Raw genomic sequence first — 15,944 nt, forward strand, 5'->3', positions numbered from 1 at the left:
GGTGGTTTCTGCCGAATACCTATCATCAGGTGTGTTTCCGCGTGATCCCGTAGGACACTCCCGCTCAGCACCCTTTCCATAACATGTTCTCCAGCACTTCTGGTTGGCGATGGGGAGGATGCGACAATGACGGACCGGCAAGTGGGAGTAAGCCCTCCAGCACCCATACGTGGGCTTGGCCGCTTTCCTGCTTGTGTGCGTGGTACCTGTTACTTGTCTACCGGCTACCGTCACCGGGGCATGTCGGTTGCCGTTTCCCCGGCGACGGCGGACTGCTGATACTCGGACAGGAGTGTCTTGGAACGAAGATCGAGCAGGTTGGCAACCAGTGCCAGAAGCAGGATGACAAGACCGGTCAGGAAGATCCAATGCAGGCCGTCGAAGACGATGGATCGGGCTGGACCAAGCAGGGCGGCAGGAATCTGGTTGGCTGTGGCGGGGTTGATCATCCTGTCCATCATCTCGGCGGTTAGGCCTGGGTGGTCGGGGATCCTGTCGGCGATGACCGTGTTCATGACGATGCCGAAGATCGAGACCATCAGGGTCTGCCCCAGGGAACGTGCCAGGGTGTTGAAGCTGGTGGAGGCGCCCACATCACCGGCCGGGACCACGCTCTGTGCCGTGATGGTCGAGGTGGTGATGGCCAGGCCGAACCCGAAGCCGACGATGGCCGATATGACCAGGAAGACCCAGTAGGGGGTGACCAGGGGGACAGCCACATAGCAGATGCAGGCGGTCAGGATAAAAGCCAGGGCGATGTTGGTGGCCCGGTGCGGCGGGTGGCGCATGGTCAGGGGGCCGGCCAGGTAGGCGCCCAGGAGCCAGAGGATGGACGAGGGGGTCACGACGAATCCGCCCATGGCGGGGTTGAGTCCCATGACGGATTGCATCCAGATCGGCATGTAGGTGTCGAAGCCCATCAGAAAGCCGGCAATCAAAAGCATGCAGATGTTCTGGATGACGAAGGTCCGGTTGTAGAAGAGCCGCAGGGGGAGGATCGGGTCGGCCTGGTGCCTCTCGAGGCGCAGGAGGATGACGAAGACGACCACCGTGGCCAGACCCAGGATCCCCGGGGTCAGGAGGCCCTGACGCGAACCCAGGCTTTGCAAACCCAGCATGAGACAGATCAGTCCAAGGCTGAGCAGACCGATTCCCCGGTAATCGACCGGAGTCTTCCGGGGCTCGATGCGCTCGCTGAGGAAGACCTGGATCAGGATGATGACAATCAGGCCGATGGGAACATTGATGGCGAAGACCCAATGCCAGCTGAGTTGCTGGACGATGAACCCACCCAGGAGGGGGGCGATGATGGAGGCGATGCCCCAGGCTGATCCGTTCAGCCCGATCATCCCGGCCCGCTTGTCCAGGGGGTAGATGTCTGCCAGGACCGTGTAGGTCAGGGGCTGGATGGCTCCGGCACCCAGGCCTTGGAGAAGTCTGGCCCCGATCAGTTGCGGCATGGACTGGGAGAGGGCGCAGAGGCTGGACCCTATGACGAAGATCAGGAGGCCGATGGTCAGGAGGGGCTTGCGGCCGTATCTGTCGGAGAGTTTCCCATAGATGGGGGTGGTGACCGCGCACATGAGCAGGTATATGGAGTAGACCCAGTTCATGATGGAAAGGCCCCGCAGGTCGGAGATGATCGTGGGCATGGCCGTGGAGACGATGGTCCCCTCGATGGCCGTCATGAAGGTGGCGATGAAGACCGCGACCGTGACCAGGGTTACGTTGGTCTTCCTGGTTGACTTGTTTGCTGACACCTGAAACCTCGTCCTCAGTTTGGGAAAAGTCGCCCCTGTGGTGAATTCCTAGTGGATTATAACCGTCTTCGCCGGACCTGTCACAGGTGGAACTCTCTGCTATCATGTTTCTCGGTCCCGTAGCTCAGTTGGTTAGAGCGCCACCTTTACACGGTGGATGTCCCCGGTTCGAGTCCGAGCGGGACCACTCCTCCGATCGTGACCCCATCCGCCCGAGTCTGAACATTCAAGTAGAATCGTCTGCATTACCACCAGGATGGGTGAGTATGACGCCCATCGGCAAGAAAGGTCAGGAGGTCGATGTCCTGATGTCAGCAAGGTCTGATTCCGGCAGGAATGAAGCCACCATAGCCCGTGCGGGCAAGCGCCGGTACGGTTACGACACGGTACAGGTCGACGAGTTCCTGGACAAGGCCCACGCCCTCTATGAGAGTGAGGATCCGAGTCTGACCCAGGATCAGATCGCCAATGCCTCCTTCGCGCTCTGCAGGAACGGGTACATCATCGCAGAGGTGGATGCCGCCTTGGCCCGCCTGGAACGTGCCATCTCCGACAGGAACGTCGCCGGGGAGATCAACCGGGCCGGCATGGAGGCCTGGACCGCGCGGATGGTGGGCCTGTATCGGAACCTGGAGCGGCACGCGGACCGGGACAGCGGGGCCGTCTTCGACCGTGGACTTCCCGGCAAGCCCTCCTATGACTGCAAGCAGGTCGAGCGTCTGATTTCCCAGGTCCTGGTCAGGATAGCCGGCGACCTTCACCTGGAGGATGCGGGCGGGACCGAAGGCAAGAAGGCCGTCGACATCACGTCGGACCGGATCTCGAATGTGATTTTCACCCAGCACAAGGGCAGGCACGGGTATGACGAACGCCAGGTGGACTATTACCTTTCCAAGGCAGTGGAGCTCCTCCAGCAGATGGAGTCCCTTGCCCGTCTGGGGCTTGACGGGAATGTACACCGTGATGCCCAAACTCAGGACGTCCCTGTCGACAATGCCCAGCCGGTGGCGATTCCGCCCGCCGGAAACCCCGCCGAGACTCAGACCATCAAGCCCCTGATCGGGCAGGAGCAGACACCGGCCTGGCAGACGGACCAGGCCGGGTCCACGGCAGCTTCCGACCGATTGTACGCCCCGGCACCCGCCGTCAAGCCCCCGGAAACCGGCTCGACCGACTTCGCCCGGTTGCATGAGGCGGAACAGGCTATTTTCGAGCCAGCTCAGCAGGCTGCTTCCACCAGCACCGGTTCGGGCGCTGACCAGACAGGTGGCCAGGAATCTCCGGCTGCGGCTCAGCCCAGCGGTTCCCTGGGTGTCCTGGCCAGGTCGGCGGGCCACGACCAGGTCGGGACCGATGCCGGGGCCAGTGCAACCCCGGTCACCCCACCTGTCCAGTCCGCTCAATCGACTGGATCGGCTCCCACCTCTGGTCATGACTGGTCGACACCCCCATCCTTTGCGGCGTCCTCGTCCAGGACTCAGGAAAGGTCGTCCTTCGGTTCCCCGGTGGGGGGCAGTGGGCCCCTGTCGCCTCAAACTGAGACGAAGCCCACCTCCAGCCCCTGGAGCGGACCCAAGGAGGAGCCTGTGCGGCAGGGGAAGACGCAGGTGCCTTCGACGAGCGAGCCCAGTTGGGCCCGCCCCGTCTCAGAGGAGCCCATCGGGAAGCCCAAGAGCAAGCCGACGGAGCAGGATGCCGATTCCTACCTGGACTCCTTGGTGAACGCCGAGCTGCCCAAGATGGACATGGACCTGGATATTCCCGATATTTCCTTCCCCGTCTTCGAACGCGATGACAAGAAGGACCAGGATACCGGGGGCGAAGGTTCCCAGGACTAGGTCGATCTGTTGTGCGGCGGCCCCGATCAGGCGCGTCGCGTCAGAAGTTACGGTCCGAATGGACCATGGAAAGCGTGCGAGGATGATGAACGGTCATGACGAGGCCGGTACAGGGGTCGAGGACGGTCAGGCCCGGACCCTGGAGGATTGGACCGGTTCCCAAGGTGAGGGCTGGTCCAGAAGCCTGGTGATTCTCGGTTCCACCGGTTCCATCGGTACCCAGGCCCTGGATGTGGTGGGTCGTCACCCTGAACACTTCCGGGTGACGGGGCTGGCAGCAGGTGGCGGGCAGACGGACCTCCTTGCCAGGCAGGCCGTCCGGTTCGGCGCGGGGCGGATTGCCCTGGCTGATGACTCCAAGGTCGATGAGCTCCGGCAGGCCCTCTCCCAGGCCGGTGCCGGTCAGATCCAGGTGGATGCCGGCATGGATGCCGTCATTGCCCTGGCCGGGTCGGGGGCCGACCTGGTCCTGAACGGAATCACCGGATCAATAGGGCTCAGGCCATCCATCGCCGCCCTCCAGGCCGGTTCTCAGCTGGCCCTGGCCAACAAGGAATCGGTGGTCGCCGGTGGTCACCTTCTCTTCGATGCCCAGGTGCGCCCGGGGCAGATCAACCCGGTCGATTCCGAGCATTCGGCCATCTGGCAGTCCCTGCGTTCCGGCAGGTACGGGGAGGTGTCCCGGCTGGTCGTCACGGCCTCAGGTGGACCCTTCAGGGGTTGGACCAGGGACCAGATGGAGGGGATCACGCCCGACCAGGCCCTGAACCACCCCACCTGGAAGATGGGCCCTGTGGTCACCATAAACTCCTCGACCATGGTCAACAAGGGACTTGAGGTCATTGAGGCCAGCAGGCTCTTCCGCATCCCCCAGGAACGGATATCGGTGGCCGTCCACCCGCAGTCCCTGGTCCATTCCATGGTCGAATTCCGGGATGGGGCCACGATCTGCCAGGCCTCGCCCCCGGACATGCGTCTGCCCATCGCCCTGGGCCTGTCGGCCCCCCAACGGCTGGGAGATGTTGCCGCCCCCTGTGACTGGACCCAGGCCGCCCAATGGACATTCGAACCGCTTGATGACCAGGTCTTCCCGGCTGTCGGTCTCGCCAGGCGGGCCCTGGACTCCTCGGAGGGGATGACCGCCGTCTTCAACGCGGCCAACGAACAGGCCGTCCAGGCCTTCCTCGACAGGCGTCTGCCCTATCTGGGCATCGTCGACACGGTGGAGAGGGTCATGGACCAGATGGCCGACTCCCATCTGTCACGAACTTTCACATCCGTGGAGGTAATGGAGCAAGTCGAGCGGGAAGCTCGTCGACGTGCCGATGCTTTGATAGACATGGCTCCGTGACTAGCAATGAGATGTTCGATCATGAAAGGCCCTCGGACGGTGGTCGACCGGACCGGGTGAAGGACTCGGGATTCCGCAAGACAGGTGACCAGGCCATCAGCGAGACCCCCCTCCATCCCCGGCGGAAGTCCCGGAGGATCATGGTGGGGCCGGTGCCTGTGGGCGGTGGTGCCCCCATATCGGTCCAGTCGATGACCAATACGGTCACGGCCGACATCAACGCCACCCTCCAGCAGATCGCCGAGCTGGCCGCCGCGGGGTGCGACATCGTCCGCGTGGCCGTTCCCAGTCAGGACGATGCCGACGCCCTCCCCATCATCACGAAGAAGTCGCCCATCCCGGTCATCGCGGACATCCACTTCCAGAGCCGGTACGTCTTCCAGGCCATCGATGCCGGTTGCGCGGCGGTCCGGGTCAACCCGGGCAACATCCGCAAGTTCGATGAGGTCGGCCCGGAAATCTGCAAGGCGGCCACCGACGCGGGCATCTCCCTGAGAATCGGCGTCAACGCCGGCAGTCTGGACAAGGACATCTATGCCAGGTACGGCGGGCCCACCCCCGAGGCCCTGGTCGAGTCGGCCATGAAAGAGGCCCATATGTTCGAGGATGTGGGTTTCCACGATTTCAAGATATCCGTCAAACACCACGACCCGGTCACCATGGTCCAGACCTATCGGCTCCTGGCCTCCAAGGGGGACTGGCCCCTTCACCTGGGTGTGACCGAGGCGGGGCCGTCCTGGCAGGGGACCATCAAGTCCTGCCTGGCCTTCGGCGCCCTTTTGGCCGAGGGGATCGGCGACACGATCAGGGTCTCCCTGTCGGCGCCCCCCGTCGAGGAGGTCAAGGTGGGTTGCAAGATCCTGGAGTATCTGGGTCTGCGCCAACGGCACTTCGACATCATCTCCTGCCCCAGCTGCGGCCGGGCCCAGGTGGATGTGATCGAGCTGGCCCGGGAGGTCACGGAGGGGCTCAAGGACATCACGGCCCCGATCAGGGTCGCCGTCATGGGATGCATCGTCAACGGTCCCGGTGAAGCCCGCGAGGCCGATCTTGGTGTGGCCTCAGGCAACGGCAAGGGGCAGATCATCATCAAGGGCAAGGTGGTCCAGACCGTGCCAGAGGACCAGATTGTCCCCACCCTCCTGGAGCGGGCCCGCACCATGGCAGACGACATGGAGGCCCAGGCGGCCGCCGCGGGGGAGACCATGCCGACCATGGGTCCCACGGTGGTTCCGGTGACCGGCAAGGCCGGCTGAGGGGAGCCAATCCCGGTTGAAGGCTACAATGTCCTACGTGTCAACTGAGGATGAGCAGCAGCCGAACCCGCCCGTCAGGTGGAGTGGGGTGAGGCGGATCATGACCAGCCTGCCCATCTTCGTCATACTCATGGGCATCCTGGTCTCCGTCTCGCATCTGACGGCCGTTCCCTGGAAATACGAGCCCGTGGACCAGAACCTCCCCACCCTGACCTCCGACACCTCGGTCACCTTCGATAACCCGTCGGGAAGCCGCCTGGATCGGATGGGGGACTATAAGGTCGGCGCCCACCATGAAACCCTGACGGCGGTCCAGCCCGGAACCGGGGAGAAGCAGAGGATCAAGGTCCTGATCAGGGTGCCCCGGGGAGCCCGGGGTACGCGACCGGCTGTGGTATTCATGCACGGGGCAGGGTACGGCACCTGTGACAACTCCTTCGCGGATGTGGCCGAATCCCTGTCCTCGGCCGGTTTCGTCACAGCCGTCCTGGACAAGCCGGTATGGTCGACCACCGATGCCAACAGGGATTACCCCGCCTCGGCCAAGGCCTATGAGCAGGTCGCCGACCTGCTGCGTGCCAGAGCCGATGTGGACCCCGCCAAGGTGGGTATCTACGCCACCAGCGAGAGCACCTGGATAGCCGCCTACCTGCTTAGCCTGGACCACAAGGTGGCCTTCCAGATCCTGCTCAGCCCCATGGTCCATTCCCCCCGGCATGCCCTGGGTTTCTTCGTGGCCCAGGACTTCGCCATCGCCGGGGCCAACCAGGGCTACCAGTCCGTGGTCCGACGGCTGTTCAGCACGGATGCCTCCCTGACCGGGTTGGGCAATCTGGATATCGACCCGACCGACCGGTATACCTATGCCATCCCGACCCTCCTGGCCTACGGGGCCAAAGATGTGATGACGGCCCAGGTGGAGGGGGCCCAGAAGGTCCTGGCCGAGGCCCACAAGGCGGGCAACGAGAACGTGACCATCCGTTCCTATGCGGTTTCCAACCACGTGCTGAGGTTGGGTGACGAGGCCAACACGGGCACCCCCCTGGCCGACCACTACCAGACCGATATGACCAACTGGGCGGTGGGTCAGGCCATGGGCCTCAGACAGACCAGCCCCAGCGTGGGCGGGGCCACCATCCACCAGTCCATTGCCGTGCCGACGGACCTGAGGGGCAGGCCCACACTGACCGTATACATGCTCACCCTCCACCTGCTCACCCTCTTGCTCCTTCTGGCCTCCCTGGTCATGGCCCTGGTGGCCGGCGGGATCAAGATCCACCATCTGATTCGGCATCGTGGGCCCGTTCTGGGCTTCTCCCACGGTTTCGGCGGCTCCCTGACCACGGTCACCGGCACCACCCTTGCCTCTCTGGTCCTCTTCATCGCCGGTCTGGGCCAGGTCATCATGGCCCTGGTCAGACTGGGTTGGGGAGGGGTGCCGGACCCGGCCGGGGTCAGTTACTGGAGCTGGCCGGTCATCCAGGTGGTCTGTGCCCTGGTCATCTGGGCCTGGTCCAGGATCTTCGCTCGGATGGCCGAGGTGGCCTCCCTGAAAGGCGTGTCCCAGATACCATCGCAGATCAAGCGGCGCAAGGCCGGCGGTCCCAGCATCGCCCAGCAGATGCAGACCAACGACCCCCAACCCGTCGTGGCCTCGACCGGTCTGGGGAAGGCCCTCTTCGTCGTCACCACCCTGGCCATGTTCGGGGTTCTGCTGATCTTCGCCTTCTGGGGCCTCTTCATCTACTACTGATCCGCACACAAGGGAGCTGTCATGGCCATCTATCGTGACGAGGGCATGGTCCTCAGAACGGTCAAGCTTGGCGAGGCGGACCGGATCGTCACCATACTGACCCGAGGGCACGGCAAGATCAGGGCCGTGGCCAAAGGTGTCCGGCGGACCAGGTCACGTTTCGGCGCCCGCCTGGAACCCTTCATGCGCGATGACCTCCTCATAGCCCAGGGCCGCAACCTCGACATCGTCTCCCAGGCATCCTCCCTGGCCACCTATGCGGATTCCATCTGCGCCGACTACGACCTCTACGCCAACGGGGGCGTCATCCTGGAGACGGTCGACAAGTTGATCACCGGTGAGGACCAGCCCGCAGCCGATCAGTACGGCCTCCTGGTGGCCGCCCTGGCCTCCCTGGCGGCACACCGGCACGACCCCCGGGCCATCTCCGCCTCATACCTGCTCCGGGCCCTGGCCCTGGCCGGGTGGCGTCCCCGGCTGGACTCCTGTCTGGTCTGCGGGAGGGAGGACGACCTGACCCACTGCTCCATATCCGGTGGAGGGGTCATGTGCAGTGCCGACCGAACCACGGAGGCCATACGGGTGGATCCGGTGACCCTGGACCAGTTCCGCGCCCTGAGCCGGGGCGACTGGCGGACCCTGGGCAGCGGCCCTCTGACCCCCCTGTGCGACCAGCTTGTTGAGAAATGGGGGGAATATTACCTGGAACGGCCCATCCATTCCCTACGACTATTAGATTCGTGACCATGAGTTTTGACCAGGTCGACTACACCTCCCTTGATGTGCCCCGGGCGCCCTTCTCCGACCCGGACCGCATCCCCGACTTCCCCAAGGGATCCGTCCCCCGGCATGTGGGCATCATCATGGACGGGAACGGACGCTGGGCCAAGCAGAGAGGAATGGAACGCACCCAGGGCCACCGGGCGGCCGAACCCGTGGTCTTCGATACGATCGCCGGGGCCATCGAGGCCGGGGTGCGCTACCTGAGCCTGTACACCTTTTCGACCGAAAACTGGAAGCGCTCGCCATCGGAGGTCCGCTTCCTGATGGGATTCTCCCGGGACATCATCCACCGTCGTGTGGCCCAGATGGACGAGTGGGGGGTGCGTGTGCGCTGGTCGGGTCGGCGGCCCAGACTCTGGAAGTCCGTCATCGACGAGCTTGAGGTGGCCATGGACCGGACCCGACGCAACAAGGTCATCGACGTGGTCTTCTGCATCAATTACGGTGGCCGTGCCGAGCTGGCCGATGCCGCCACCGCCATAGCCCGGGAGGCCTCCCAGGGGAGGATCACCGGCTCCAGGGTGACCGAGAAGATGATCGCCGAGCACCTGTACAACCCCGACATCCCTGATTGCGATCTGGTGGTCAGGACCTCGGGGGAGTACCGGACCAGCAACTTCCTGCCCTGGGAGGCGGCCTACGCGGAGTTGGTCTTCACGCCCGAACTCTTCCCCGACTGTGGCAGGGAGGTTCTCTGGAAGGCCATCGGCCAGTATGTCAGCCGTGACCGTCGCTTCGGCGGGGCCGAATAGGAGGCCGGGGCATATCCTCTCGGGGAGGATGGCAGCGTCACCGAACCAAGCGACCCCGACGACCGGCCATATGGCCGGTCGTCGGGGTCGCTGCGTATGCACCGGGGTGGTTTACTTGTCGGGGGTCTCCCAGATCGTATCCAGGTCGGAGATGGTCAGGGAGGAGATATGGGCAGGGCCCTCACCGGATTCGCTGAAGAGCCTGATCGCCCTGGGGCCCTCGGCCGGGAAGCTGTAGGAGCTCATGGCCTCCAACCCGTCGTTGACGTAGACCTCCACGGATCCCCGGTCCAGGATGATGCGCAGCTTGACCTGGTCGGCGTGGCCGTCAAGCGGGGCGGTCCTGTAGCCCTTGTCTCCGTATGTGTTGCAGTGGCGGTCCAGGACGACACGACCCAGCTGGTCATCATAGCAGACCATGGTGTGGCCACCGTTTTCGGTGGCGTGGACCTCCAGGCCGACCCGCTCGGTCCGGTTCCTGTCCAGGTCGATGGTCATCTCGATATCCGCCGTGTGGGCGTCCTCGACCAGGGTCCTGGTCTCGTTGACACCCAGGTCGATCGGTCCCAGATCCCTGGTCTGTCGGCGCAGGCGGGAGAATTCGGCCACGGGTCGGGTGCGCAGGTGGTCCCCGGCCAGGGTCACCTCGCGGGGGAGGGTGAACTGGCCGCACCACCCGTCATCCTGCATGGGGATGGGCTCGGTGAAGGGACTCATCCATCCGAAGACCAGACGCCGGCCGTCGGGGGCCTCCATGGTCTGCGGTGCATAGTAGTTCTGACCCAGGTCCCAAAGGTGGAAGTCGGTTTCCTGGTGGAAGTCACCACCGGGCCGCCAGGTGCCGATCACGTATCCGGCGTTGTTGTGGTTGCGCTGGTCGAACCCGTGGGGCTTGGTCCCCATGGCCGAGTAGCAGATGACCCACTTGTCCTCCAGGGGGAACATGTCCGGGCATTCCAGCATGAAGACGTCAGGATCGGGGTGCCGGTAAATGACCCGGTCGAAGCTCCAGTGTTCCATGTCCTGGGATTGATACATCCAGATTTCGCCCCGGTGCCGGGGGTTGCTGACCCCGAAGACCATGAACCAGGTGCTGCCCTGCTTCCATACCTTGGGATCGCGGAAGTGAAGGATCCTGTCGTCGGGGCAGGGAACGACCACGCCCTTCTTCTCAAAGTGGATGCCATCGGAGGAAACCGCCATGCATTGTTCCTGCAGATTGCCCTCATCCTCGTTTACCCCGTTGCGCCAGCGGTGACCGGTGTAGTAGATGACCAGGCGTCCGTCATCGGCCACGACGGCCGATCCAGAGAAGACCCCGTCCTTTTCGGCCTCGAGACTGGGGGCCATGGCCAGGGGTTCGCGGCGCCAGGTGACCAGGTCCTCGCTGGATACGTGGCCCCAGTGCATGAGCCCCCATCGGGTTCCGTAAGGGTAGAGCTGGAAGTAGGCCTGGTAGCGACCCTTGAAGTAGCTCAGGCCGTTCGGGTCGTTGATCCATCCCGCCTTGGAGGCTATGTGGCAGAGGGGATACCAACGGTCGTTCCGGTCCTGGAAGAGTTCGTCAATTCCCCGCTGCGCCTGTTCCAGCTGGGTGTGCATGTCGCCTTGTTCTATTGTCATCTGGTTCATCCTTGAGCCTTCCTGTCCTTCCCGTGGTCGAAACGACCCGGGAAGGACCATCGTGTTCGGTTTGTATTTGTCAGGCTATGGCCTTGGCTTTTTGCGAATCCCGTATGAAGGGGTCCCCATCCACCTGCTGGTCATCGCGCTTGAGCACGAAGAAGCCGTAGATCAGCGCCAGCAGGACCACCAGCGAAATCGTGTAGAAGGTGGTCCTGTCGCCGGTCTTGTCGTGGAGGATTCCCAGCGGTGTGGACAGGACAACCTGCCCTACCTGGGAGGCGATCTGGAAGCCCACCATGTAGAGGGTGGCCGAGAGCTTGGGGTTGAAGTGGAGGGTGAAGTACCTGAAGGCCGGCAGGCAGAAGAGCGGCACCTCGATGGAGTGGAAGAGCTTGACCACCGAGACCGTTATCGGGTCATGGAAGAATCCGCACAGGCCGATCCTGGCGAACATGACCGTGGCACCCAGGAGGAGGGAGTTGCGGACACCGATCTTACGCATGATGACGGGTACCACCCCCATCATGGCCGACTCCAGAAAGACCTGGAAGGAGTTGAGGATCCCATAGACCTCGTTGCCCCTGGCCGCGGTGGGGAAGAGGTTGGCATAGTAGGTCGGGAACATCTGCTGGTCGAAGACGGTGTAGAAGGTGTTGGTGAAGATCATGAAGACAATCAGGAGCCAGAGGGTCGGCATGCCCAGGACGTGCAGCATGTCGTGCAAGGAAGGTTGGGACTTCTCGCCCGCCGGGGTGGATTCTTTCCTGATCTCCTCGCGCTGCTCATCGGGAATCCAGAAGAGGTAGACCAGGAGCATGCAGAGACCGAAGACGGAGCCCAGCCAGAAGTTGATCATCGGGTTGATGTTGAAGGCGAATCCCGCGACCAGGGCCACGATGGCGTACCCGAAGGAGCCCCAGGCACGGGACTGACCGTATTCGAATCCGAACTTGCGGCTGTAGCGTTCGGTGATGGCCTCGATCAGGGAGCAGCCCGACATGAATCCGGCGGAGAGGACAATGGCGCCCAGGATGGCGCCCAGGATCATGTTGGAGTGCATGAGCGGGGCGTAGATGAACTGGACGAAGGGCCCGACCAGCGCCGCTATTGCCGCGATGAAGATGGCCAGACGCCGCTTGACGCCGAGCTCGTCCTGGATGACCCCGTAGACGAACATGATGATCAGCGTGGCCACGGAGTTGATGGAGTAGATGTTGCCGACCTGGGTGTTGGTCATGCCAAGGCCGGTGACCAGCCACCGCTGGTAGAAGGACCACCAGATGCCCCAGGCGCAGAAGAAGAAGAATATACCGGTGGAGGATTCCAGGTAGGATGGGTTTCTCCACATTGACGTTTTTCCGACCATACCCTTGTCTCTTTCTCTTTCTCGTGGCGCTTCGCATCTCTGCGAAGTCGGGATCCGGGGTAGTGTTCCAACATTGGCGGATCCTGTCACCACATCATAGGGCGTCAATCGATTTACGTCAAACGATTGACTGTGGTGGCCCGGAACCGGGCAAATGATGATGAAGACCGGGAGGGAAAGGTCAGCGGGATCGTGCATCCGCCCTGGCGGAGTCCTTGACGACCAGACGGCAGTGGATTCGGGTCGGCTCTTCCGCGTCCAGGGGGGGGAAGTGGTGCCCGGGTCTGTGGCCAGGGAAGGGTGGAGAAGTCGGAATCCCCAATCAGGTCCATGAGTTTGCGTGCCGCCCAATATCCCATCTCATAATGGGGCAGTTCGACCGTGGTCAGCCGTGGTGCGGTCGTTTCGGCCATGACCGGGTGGTTGTCCACCCCCACCAGGCTGATGTCACGGCCGATGGACAGGTGCCTGGCCGCTGCGATCTGATAGACATAGAAGGACCGGGAATCGTTGAAGCAGAAGAAGCCGTCCGGTGAGGCACGGTCGACCAGGGCACCGACCGTGTCCAGGGCCTCCTGGTTGAAACCCACCTTGCAGACCAGACCCGGGTCCTTGGACAGACCGGACTCATGCAGGGCGGCCTCGTACCCCCGTTGCCTATCCACCTGGGCGGGAAGGTCCTGGGTGGTCCCGATATAGGCGATCCTCCGACAACCGGACTCAATCAAGTGACGGGTGGCGTCGTATCCGATAAGGTACTCATCGGGGGCGATGCTGGGACAACGGTCCCGGGATTCCAGGGCATTCACCACCACCGATGGGCTGGAGCGCAAGGGGGATGGCAGGTCAACCACCTGGTCGTACATCTTGGCGTAGAGGAATCCGTCCACCCCATAGCGTTTCAGGGCTTGGATCTGCTCGGGTTCCCGGTCGCTTCCGTCGGTTGAAACGGTCAGAAGCACATATCCGCGTGTCGAGGCCGAGTCCTGCGCCCCCTTGATGATGGCACCCGCATAGGGGGTCGTGGCCACTTCCTCGCTGATGAATCCCAGCATGCCGGTTCGGCTGGTCCGCAATGACCTTGCCATGGGATTGGGGTGGTATCCCAACCGCTTGGCGGTTCGTCGTATGGCCTTGGCGGTCTCCGACTTGACCCGACCCCGGTCGCGATTGTTCAGAACCAGGGAGACCGTGGAGACGGATACCCCTGTTTCCGTGGCGATCTGTTTCATCGTAATCACGGGAGCACCTCTATACTCATATTCGTCTCCGGCCGTGCCCATTGAACCCTGACCCTTCGCGGAAGGGCGGGGGCGGTCGGCCAGTCCTTACTCAATCATCCGAGAGGATGTCGTCGATCAGCTCAACCTTCCGGTGAATCTGGTTCCGCTTGCCCTGGCGGATGTCCAGCTTGAGGGTGACCCCCGTCCTGTATCCCTGCTCGGCCAGGATGCGGGTCGCCTTCTCGACGGTCTGCATGACCTGGCTCAGATCGCCCTCGATGATCGTGTTCATGGCGTTGGTCTGGTTGGGCAGACCCGACTCGCGGATGACCTTGATGGCCTGGGCCACGTATGTCGAAAGCTCCTCGCCCTGTCCGCTCGGGGCGATGGAGACCGAGGCCACCGTGTTCAAATAGGCCGGATCCCCGTGCTTCCTGTGCTCATCCATGTCCGAAGCCTTTCATCATGGTGGGGGGTGGGGTGCCTGGTTGGTCCGTCCCCCATACCGCCGTGGTAAGCAAATCGTATGTCCTGGTTCTGACAGCCCTTGCGCCGATTGGGGCCCGTCATAAGCCGACGGTATGCTTGGGGCCAGCGTCAGGTCCGTATGTGCCATACGGCGATCCCTAAGAGAAGGTGTGATCAGTGGCAGTCTCGAAACTGGATGAGGTCATCTCCCTGGCCAAGCGCCGGGGGTTCGTCTTTCCTGCGGGGGAGATCTACGGGGGAACCCGCTCGGCATGGGATTACGGTCCCCTGGGCGTGGCCCTCAAGGACAACATCAAGCGCGAGTGGTGGCGGTCCATGGTCGTCACCCGTGATGACGTGGTTGGCGTGGATACCTCTGTCATTCTTCCGACCGACGTCTGGGTGGCCTCGGGCCATGTCTCCGTCTTCAATGATCCTCTGATCGAGTGCCTGAACTGCCACAAGCGGCACCGGGCCGACACCCTGGAGGAGGCCTACGCCGAGAAGCACGGTCACCAGCCCGCCGACGGACTCGAGGACATTCCCTGCCCCGACTGCGGGACCAAGGGCCAGTGGACCGAGCCGCGCGACTTCAACATGATGCTGCAGACCCACCTGGGTCCCGTCCAGGATGACAAGAGCCTGCATTACCTTCGCCCGGAGACCGCCCAGGGCATCTTCGTCGACTTCAAGACGGTCATGGCCTCCTCCCGGTCCAAGCCCCCCTTCGGCATCGCCAACATGGGCAAGAGCTTCCGCAATGAGATCACGCCAGGCAACTTCATCTTCCGCACCCGTGAGTTCGAGCAGATGGAGATGGAGTTCTTCGTTCAGCCAGGCACCGACGAGGAATGGCACCAGTACTGGATCGACGCCCGCACCCGCTGGTACACCGACCTTGGCATCGACCCCGAAAATCTGCGCCATTACGAGCACCCCAAGGCCAAGTTGGCCCACTACTCCAAGCGGACCGTCGACATCGAGTACCGCTTTGGCTTCCAGGGGTCCCAATGGGGTGAGCTGGAGGGCGTGGCCAACAGGACCGACTTCGACCTGAAGGCCCATGCCCGGCACTCAGGTGAGGACCTGAGCTACTTCGACCAGGCCAGTGGCGAGCGGTACGTCCCCTACGTGATCGAGCCCGCCGCCGGACTCACCCGTTCCCTGATGGCCTTCCTGGTCGATGCCTACGACGTGGACGAGGCACCCAACACCAAGGGTGGGGTGGACCGCCGCACCGTCCTCCGTCTCGACCCCAGGCTGGCCCCGGTCAAGGCCGCCGTCCTGCCGCTATCCAAGAAGCCCGAGCTTCAGCAGGTCGCCCATGATCTGGCTGCGGACCTCCGCCAGCAGGAGTGGATGGTCGACTACGACGAGTCCGGGGCCATCGGCCGCCGTTACCGTCGTCAGGACGAGATCGGCACTCCGCTCTGCATCACCGTGGACTTCGATTCCCCGGATGACCACACCGTCACCATCCGTCAGCGTGATTCCATGCAACAGGATCGGGTCGCCCTGGACCAGGTCGAGGACTATGTCCGCGAGTGCATCGGGGAGAAGCGTGTGCGTTACCCGATGGGCCCGGCTTCGATCACCGGCACCCAGGCCGCCGACGGATACACCGATGTGCAGGCCGAGCCCGGGCAGGACGAGTCCGCCCCTGTCAAGGTGGCCGAGGCCGGCGGTGAGTACTGAGGCCGAATCCTCGATGAGATCCGTCAGTGAGGTACCGCAGGAGCCCGATGTCGGCCTGAGCAGGAGCGGGCAA

11 protein-coding genes, 1 tRNA gene and 1 pseudogene are annotated in these 15,944 nt (G+C 63.2%); 8 read left to right on the forward strand and 5 right to left on the reverse strand.

Going from position 1 to position 15,944, the window contains the following annotated elements; translation table 11 throughout:
• Positions 1 to 230 precede the first annotated feature (230 nt).
• Complete coding sequence (locus tag AACP59_RS00170) at positions 231 to 1,760, reverse strand: MDR family MFS transporter (protein WP_297316850.1); 1,530 nt, start codon at positions 1,758 to 1,760, stop codon at positions 231 to 233.
• 113 nt (positions 1,761 to 1,873) lie between these two features.
• Here AACP59_RS00170 and AACP59_RS00175 point away from each other — a divergent pair.
• The 7 genes from AACP59_RS00175 to AACP59_RS00205 all read left to right on the forward strand — a co-directional run bounded on the left by AACP59_RS00175 (position 1,874) and on the right by AACP59_RS00205 (position 9,493).
• Positions 1,874 to 1,947, forward strand: a tRNA-Val gene (locus AACP59_RS00175).
• Positions 1,948 to 2,068: 121 nt separating this feature from the next.
• A complete protein-coding gene (locus tag AACP59_RS00180; RefSeq protein ID WP_339349277.1) occupies positions 2,069 to 3,598 on the forward strand; it encodes a DivIVA domain-containing protein in 1,530 nt (509 codons plus the stop codon).
• Between the two features lie 82 nt (positions 3,599 to 3,680).
• On the forward strand, positions 3,681 to 4,949 hold the full coding sequence (dxr, locus tag AACP59_RS00185) for a 1-deoxy-D-xylulose-5-phosphate reductoisomerase (RefSeq protein WP_297316848.1): 1,269 nt from the start codon (positions 3,681 to 3,683) through the stop codon (positions 4,947 to 4,949).
• Between the two features lie 11 nt (positions 4,950 to 4,960).
• A complete protein-coding gene (gene ispG / locus AACP59_RS00190) occupies positions 4,961 to 6,205 on the forward strand; it encodes a flavodoxin-dependent (E)-4-hydroxy-3-methylbut-2-enyl-diphosphate synthase (protein ID WP_339350043.1) in 1,245 nt (414 codons plus the stop codon).
• 100 nt (positions 6,206 to 6,305) lie between these two features.
• Positions 6,306 to 7,958, forward strand: coding sequence for an alpha/beta hydrolase family protein (locus AACP59_RS00195; RefSeq protein WP_297316872.1), 1,653 nt, complete (start codon positions 6,306 to 6,308; stop codon positions 7,956 to 7,958).
• A 21-nt stretch (positions 7,959 to 7,979) separates the two neighbouring features.
• A complete protein-coding gene (recO, locus tag AACP59_RS00200; RefSeq protein WP_339349278.1) occupies positions 7,980 to 8,702 on the forward strand; it encodes a DNA repair protein RecO in 723 nt (240 codons plus the stop codon).
• Positions 8,703 to 8,704: 2 nt separating this feature from the next.
• Positions 8,705 to 9,493: an isoprenyl transferase gene (locus AACP59_RS00205; RefSeq protein ID WP_297316846.1), complete on the forward strand. Its 789-nt coding sequence runs from the start codon at positions 8,705 to 8,707 to the stop codon at positions 9,491 to 9,493.
• A 111-nt stretch (positions 9,494 to 9,604) separates the two neighbouring features.
• Here the strand turns inward: AACP59_RS00205 and AACP59_RS00210 are convergent, their stop codons facing one another.
• The 4 genes and pseudogenes from AACP59_RS00210 to AACP59_RS00225 all read right to left on the reverse strand — a co-directional run bounded on the left by AACP59_RS00210 (position 9,605) and on the right by AACP59_RS00225 (position 14,156).
• Complete coding sequence (locus AACP59_RS00210; protein ID WP_297316845.1) at positions 9,605 to 11,125, reverse strand: glycoside hydrolase family 32 protein; 1,521 nt, start codon at positions 11,123 to 11,125, stop codon at positions 9,605 to 9,607.
• Between the two features lie 70 nt (positions 11,126 to 11,195).
• Positions 11,196 to 12,485 carry an MFS transporter gene (locus AACP59_RS00215; RefSeq protein WP_297316844.1) on the reverse strand — a complete coding sequence of 430 codons (1,290 nt, stop codon included), beginning with the start codon at positions 12,483 to 12,485 and terminating at the stop codon, positions 11,196 to 11,198.
• Positions 12,486 to 12,666: 181 nt separating this feature from the next.
• A pseudogene (locus tag AACP59_RS00220) lies at positions 12,667 to 13,726 on the reverse strand (LacI family DNA-binding transcriptional regulator).
• Positions 13,727 to 13,817: 91 nt separating this feature from the next.
• A complete protein-coding gene (locus AACP59_RS00225) occupies positions 13,818 to 14,156 on the reverse strand; it encodes an MTH1187 family thiamine-binding protein (protein ID WP_297316576.1) in 339 nt (112 codons plus the stop codon).
• Between the two features lie 197 nt (positions 14,157 to 14,353).
• On the opposite strand from AACP59_RS00225, the gene AACP59_RS00230 reads away from it, so the two are divergent.
• Positions 14,354 to 15,871: a glycine--tRNA ligase gene (locus AACP59_RS00230; RefSeq protein ID WP_339349282.1), complete on the forward strand. Its 1,518-nt coding sequence runs from the start codon at positions 14,354 to 14,356 to the stop codon at positions 15,869 to 15,871.
• Positions 15,872 to 15,944: the final 73 nt, after the last annotated feature.

The sequence above is a fragment of the Bifidobacterium indicum genome (assembly GCF_036987015.1).
In the GTDB taxonomy this organism is placed as follows: domain Bacteria; phylum Actinomycetota; class Actinomycetes; order Actinomycetales; family Bifidobacteriaceae; genus Bombiscardovia; species Bombiscardovia indica.

Bases quoted from the DNA above. Each gene is read 5' to 3' on its own strand.
- AACP59_RS00180 (WP_339349277.1), top strand. From the start codon at position 2,069: ATGTCAGCAAGGTCTGATTCCGGCAGGAATGAAGCCACCATAGCCCGT.
- AACP59_RS00225 (WP_297316576.1), bottom strand. From the start codon at position 14,156: ATGGATGAGCACAGGAAGCACGGGGATCCGGCCTATTTGAACACGGTG.
- dxr (WP_297316848.1), top strand. From the start codon at position 3,681: ATGATGAACGGTCATGACGAGGCCGGTACAGGGGTCGAGGACGGTCAG.
- AACP59_RS00205 (WP_297316846.1), top strand. From the start codon at position 8,705: ATGAGTTTTGACCAGGTCGACTACACCTCCCTTGATGTGCCCCGGGCG.
- ispG (WP_339350043.1), top strand. From the start codon at position 4,961: ATGTTCGATCATGAAAGGCCCTCGGACGGTGGTCGACCGGACCGGGTG.
- AACP59_RS00195 (WP_297316872.1), top strand. From the start codon at position 6,306: ATGACCAGCCTGCCCATCTTCGTCATACTCATGGGCATCCTGGTCTCC.
- AACP59_RS00215 (WP_297316844.1), bottom strand. From the start codon at position 12,485: ATGGTCGGAAAAACGTCAATGTGGAGAAACCCATCCTACCTGGAATCC.
- AACP59_RS00210 (WP_297316845.1), bottom strand. From the start codon at position 11,125: ATGAACCAGATGACAATAGAACAAGGCGACATGCACACCCAGCTGGAA.
- recO (WP_339349278.1), top strand. From the start codon at position 7,980: ATGGCCATCTATCGTGACGAGGGCATGGTCCTCAGAACGGTCAAGCTT.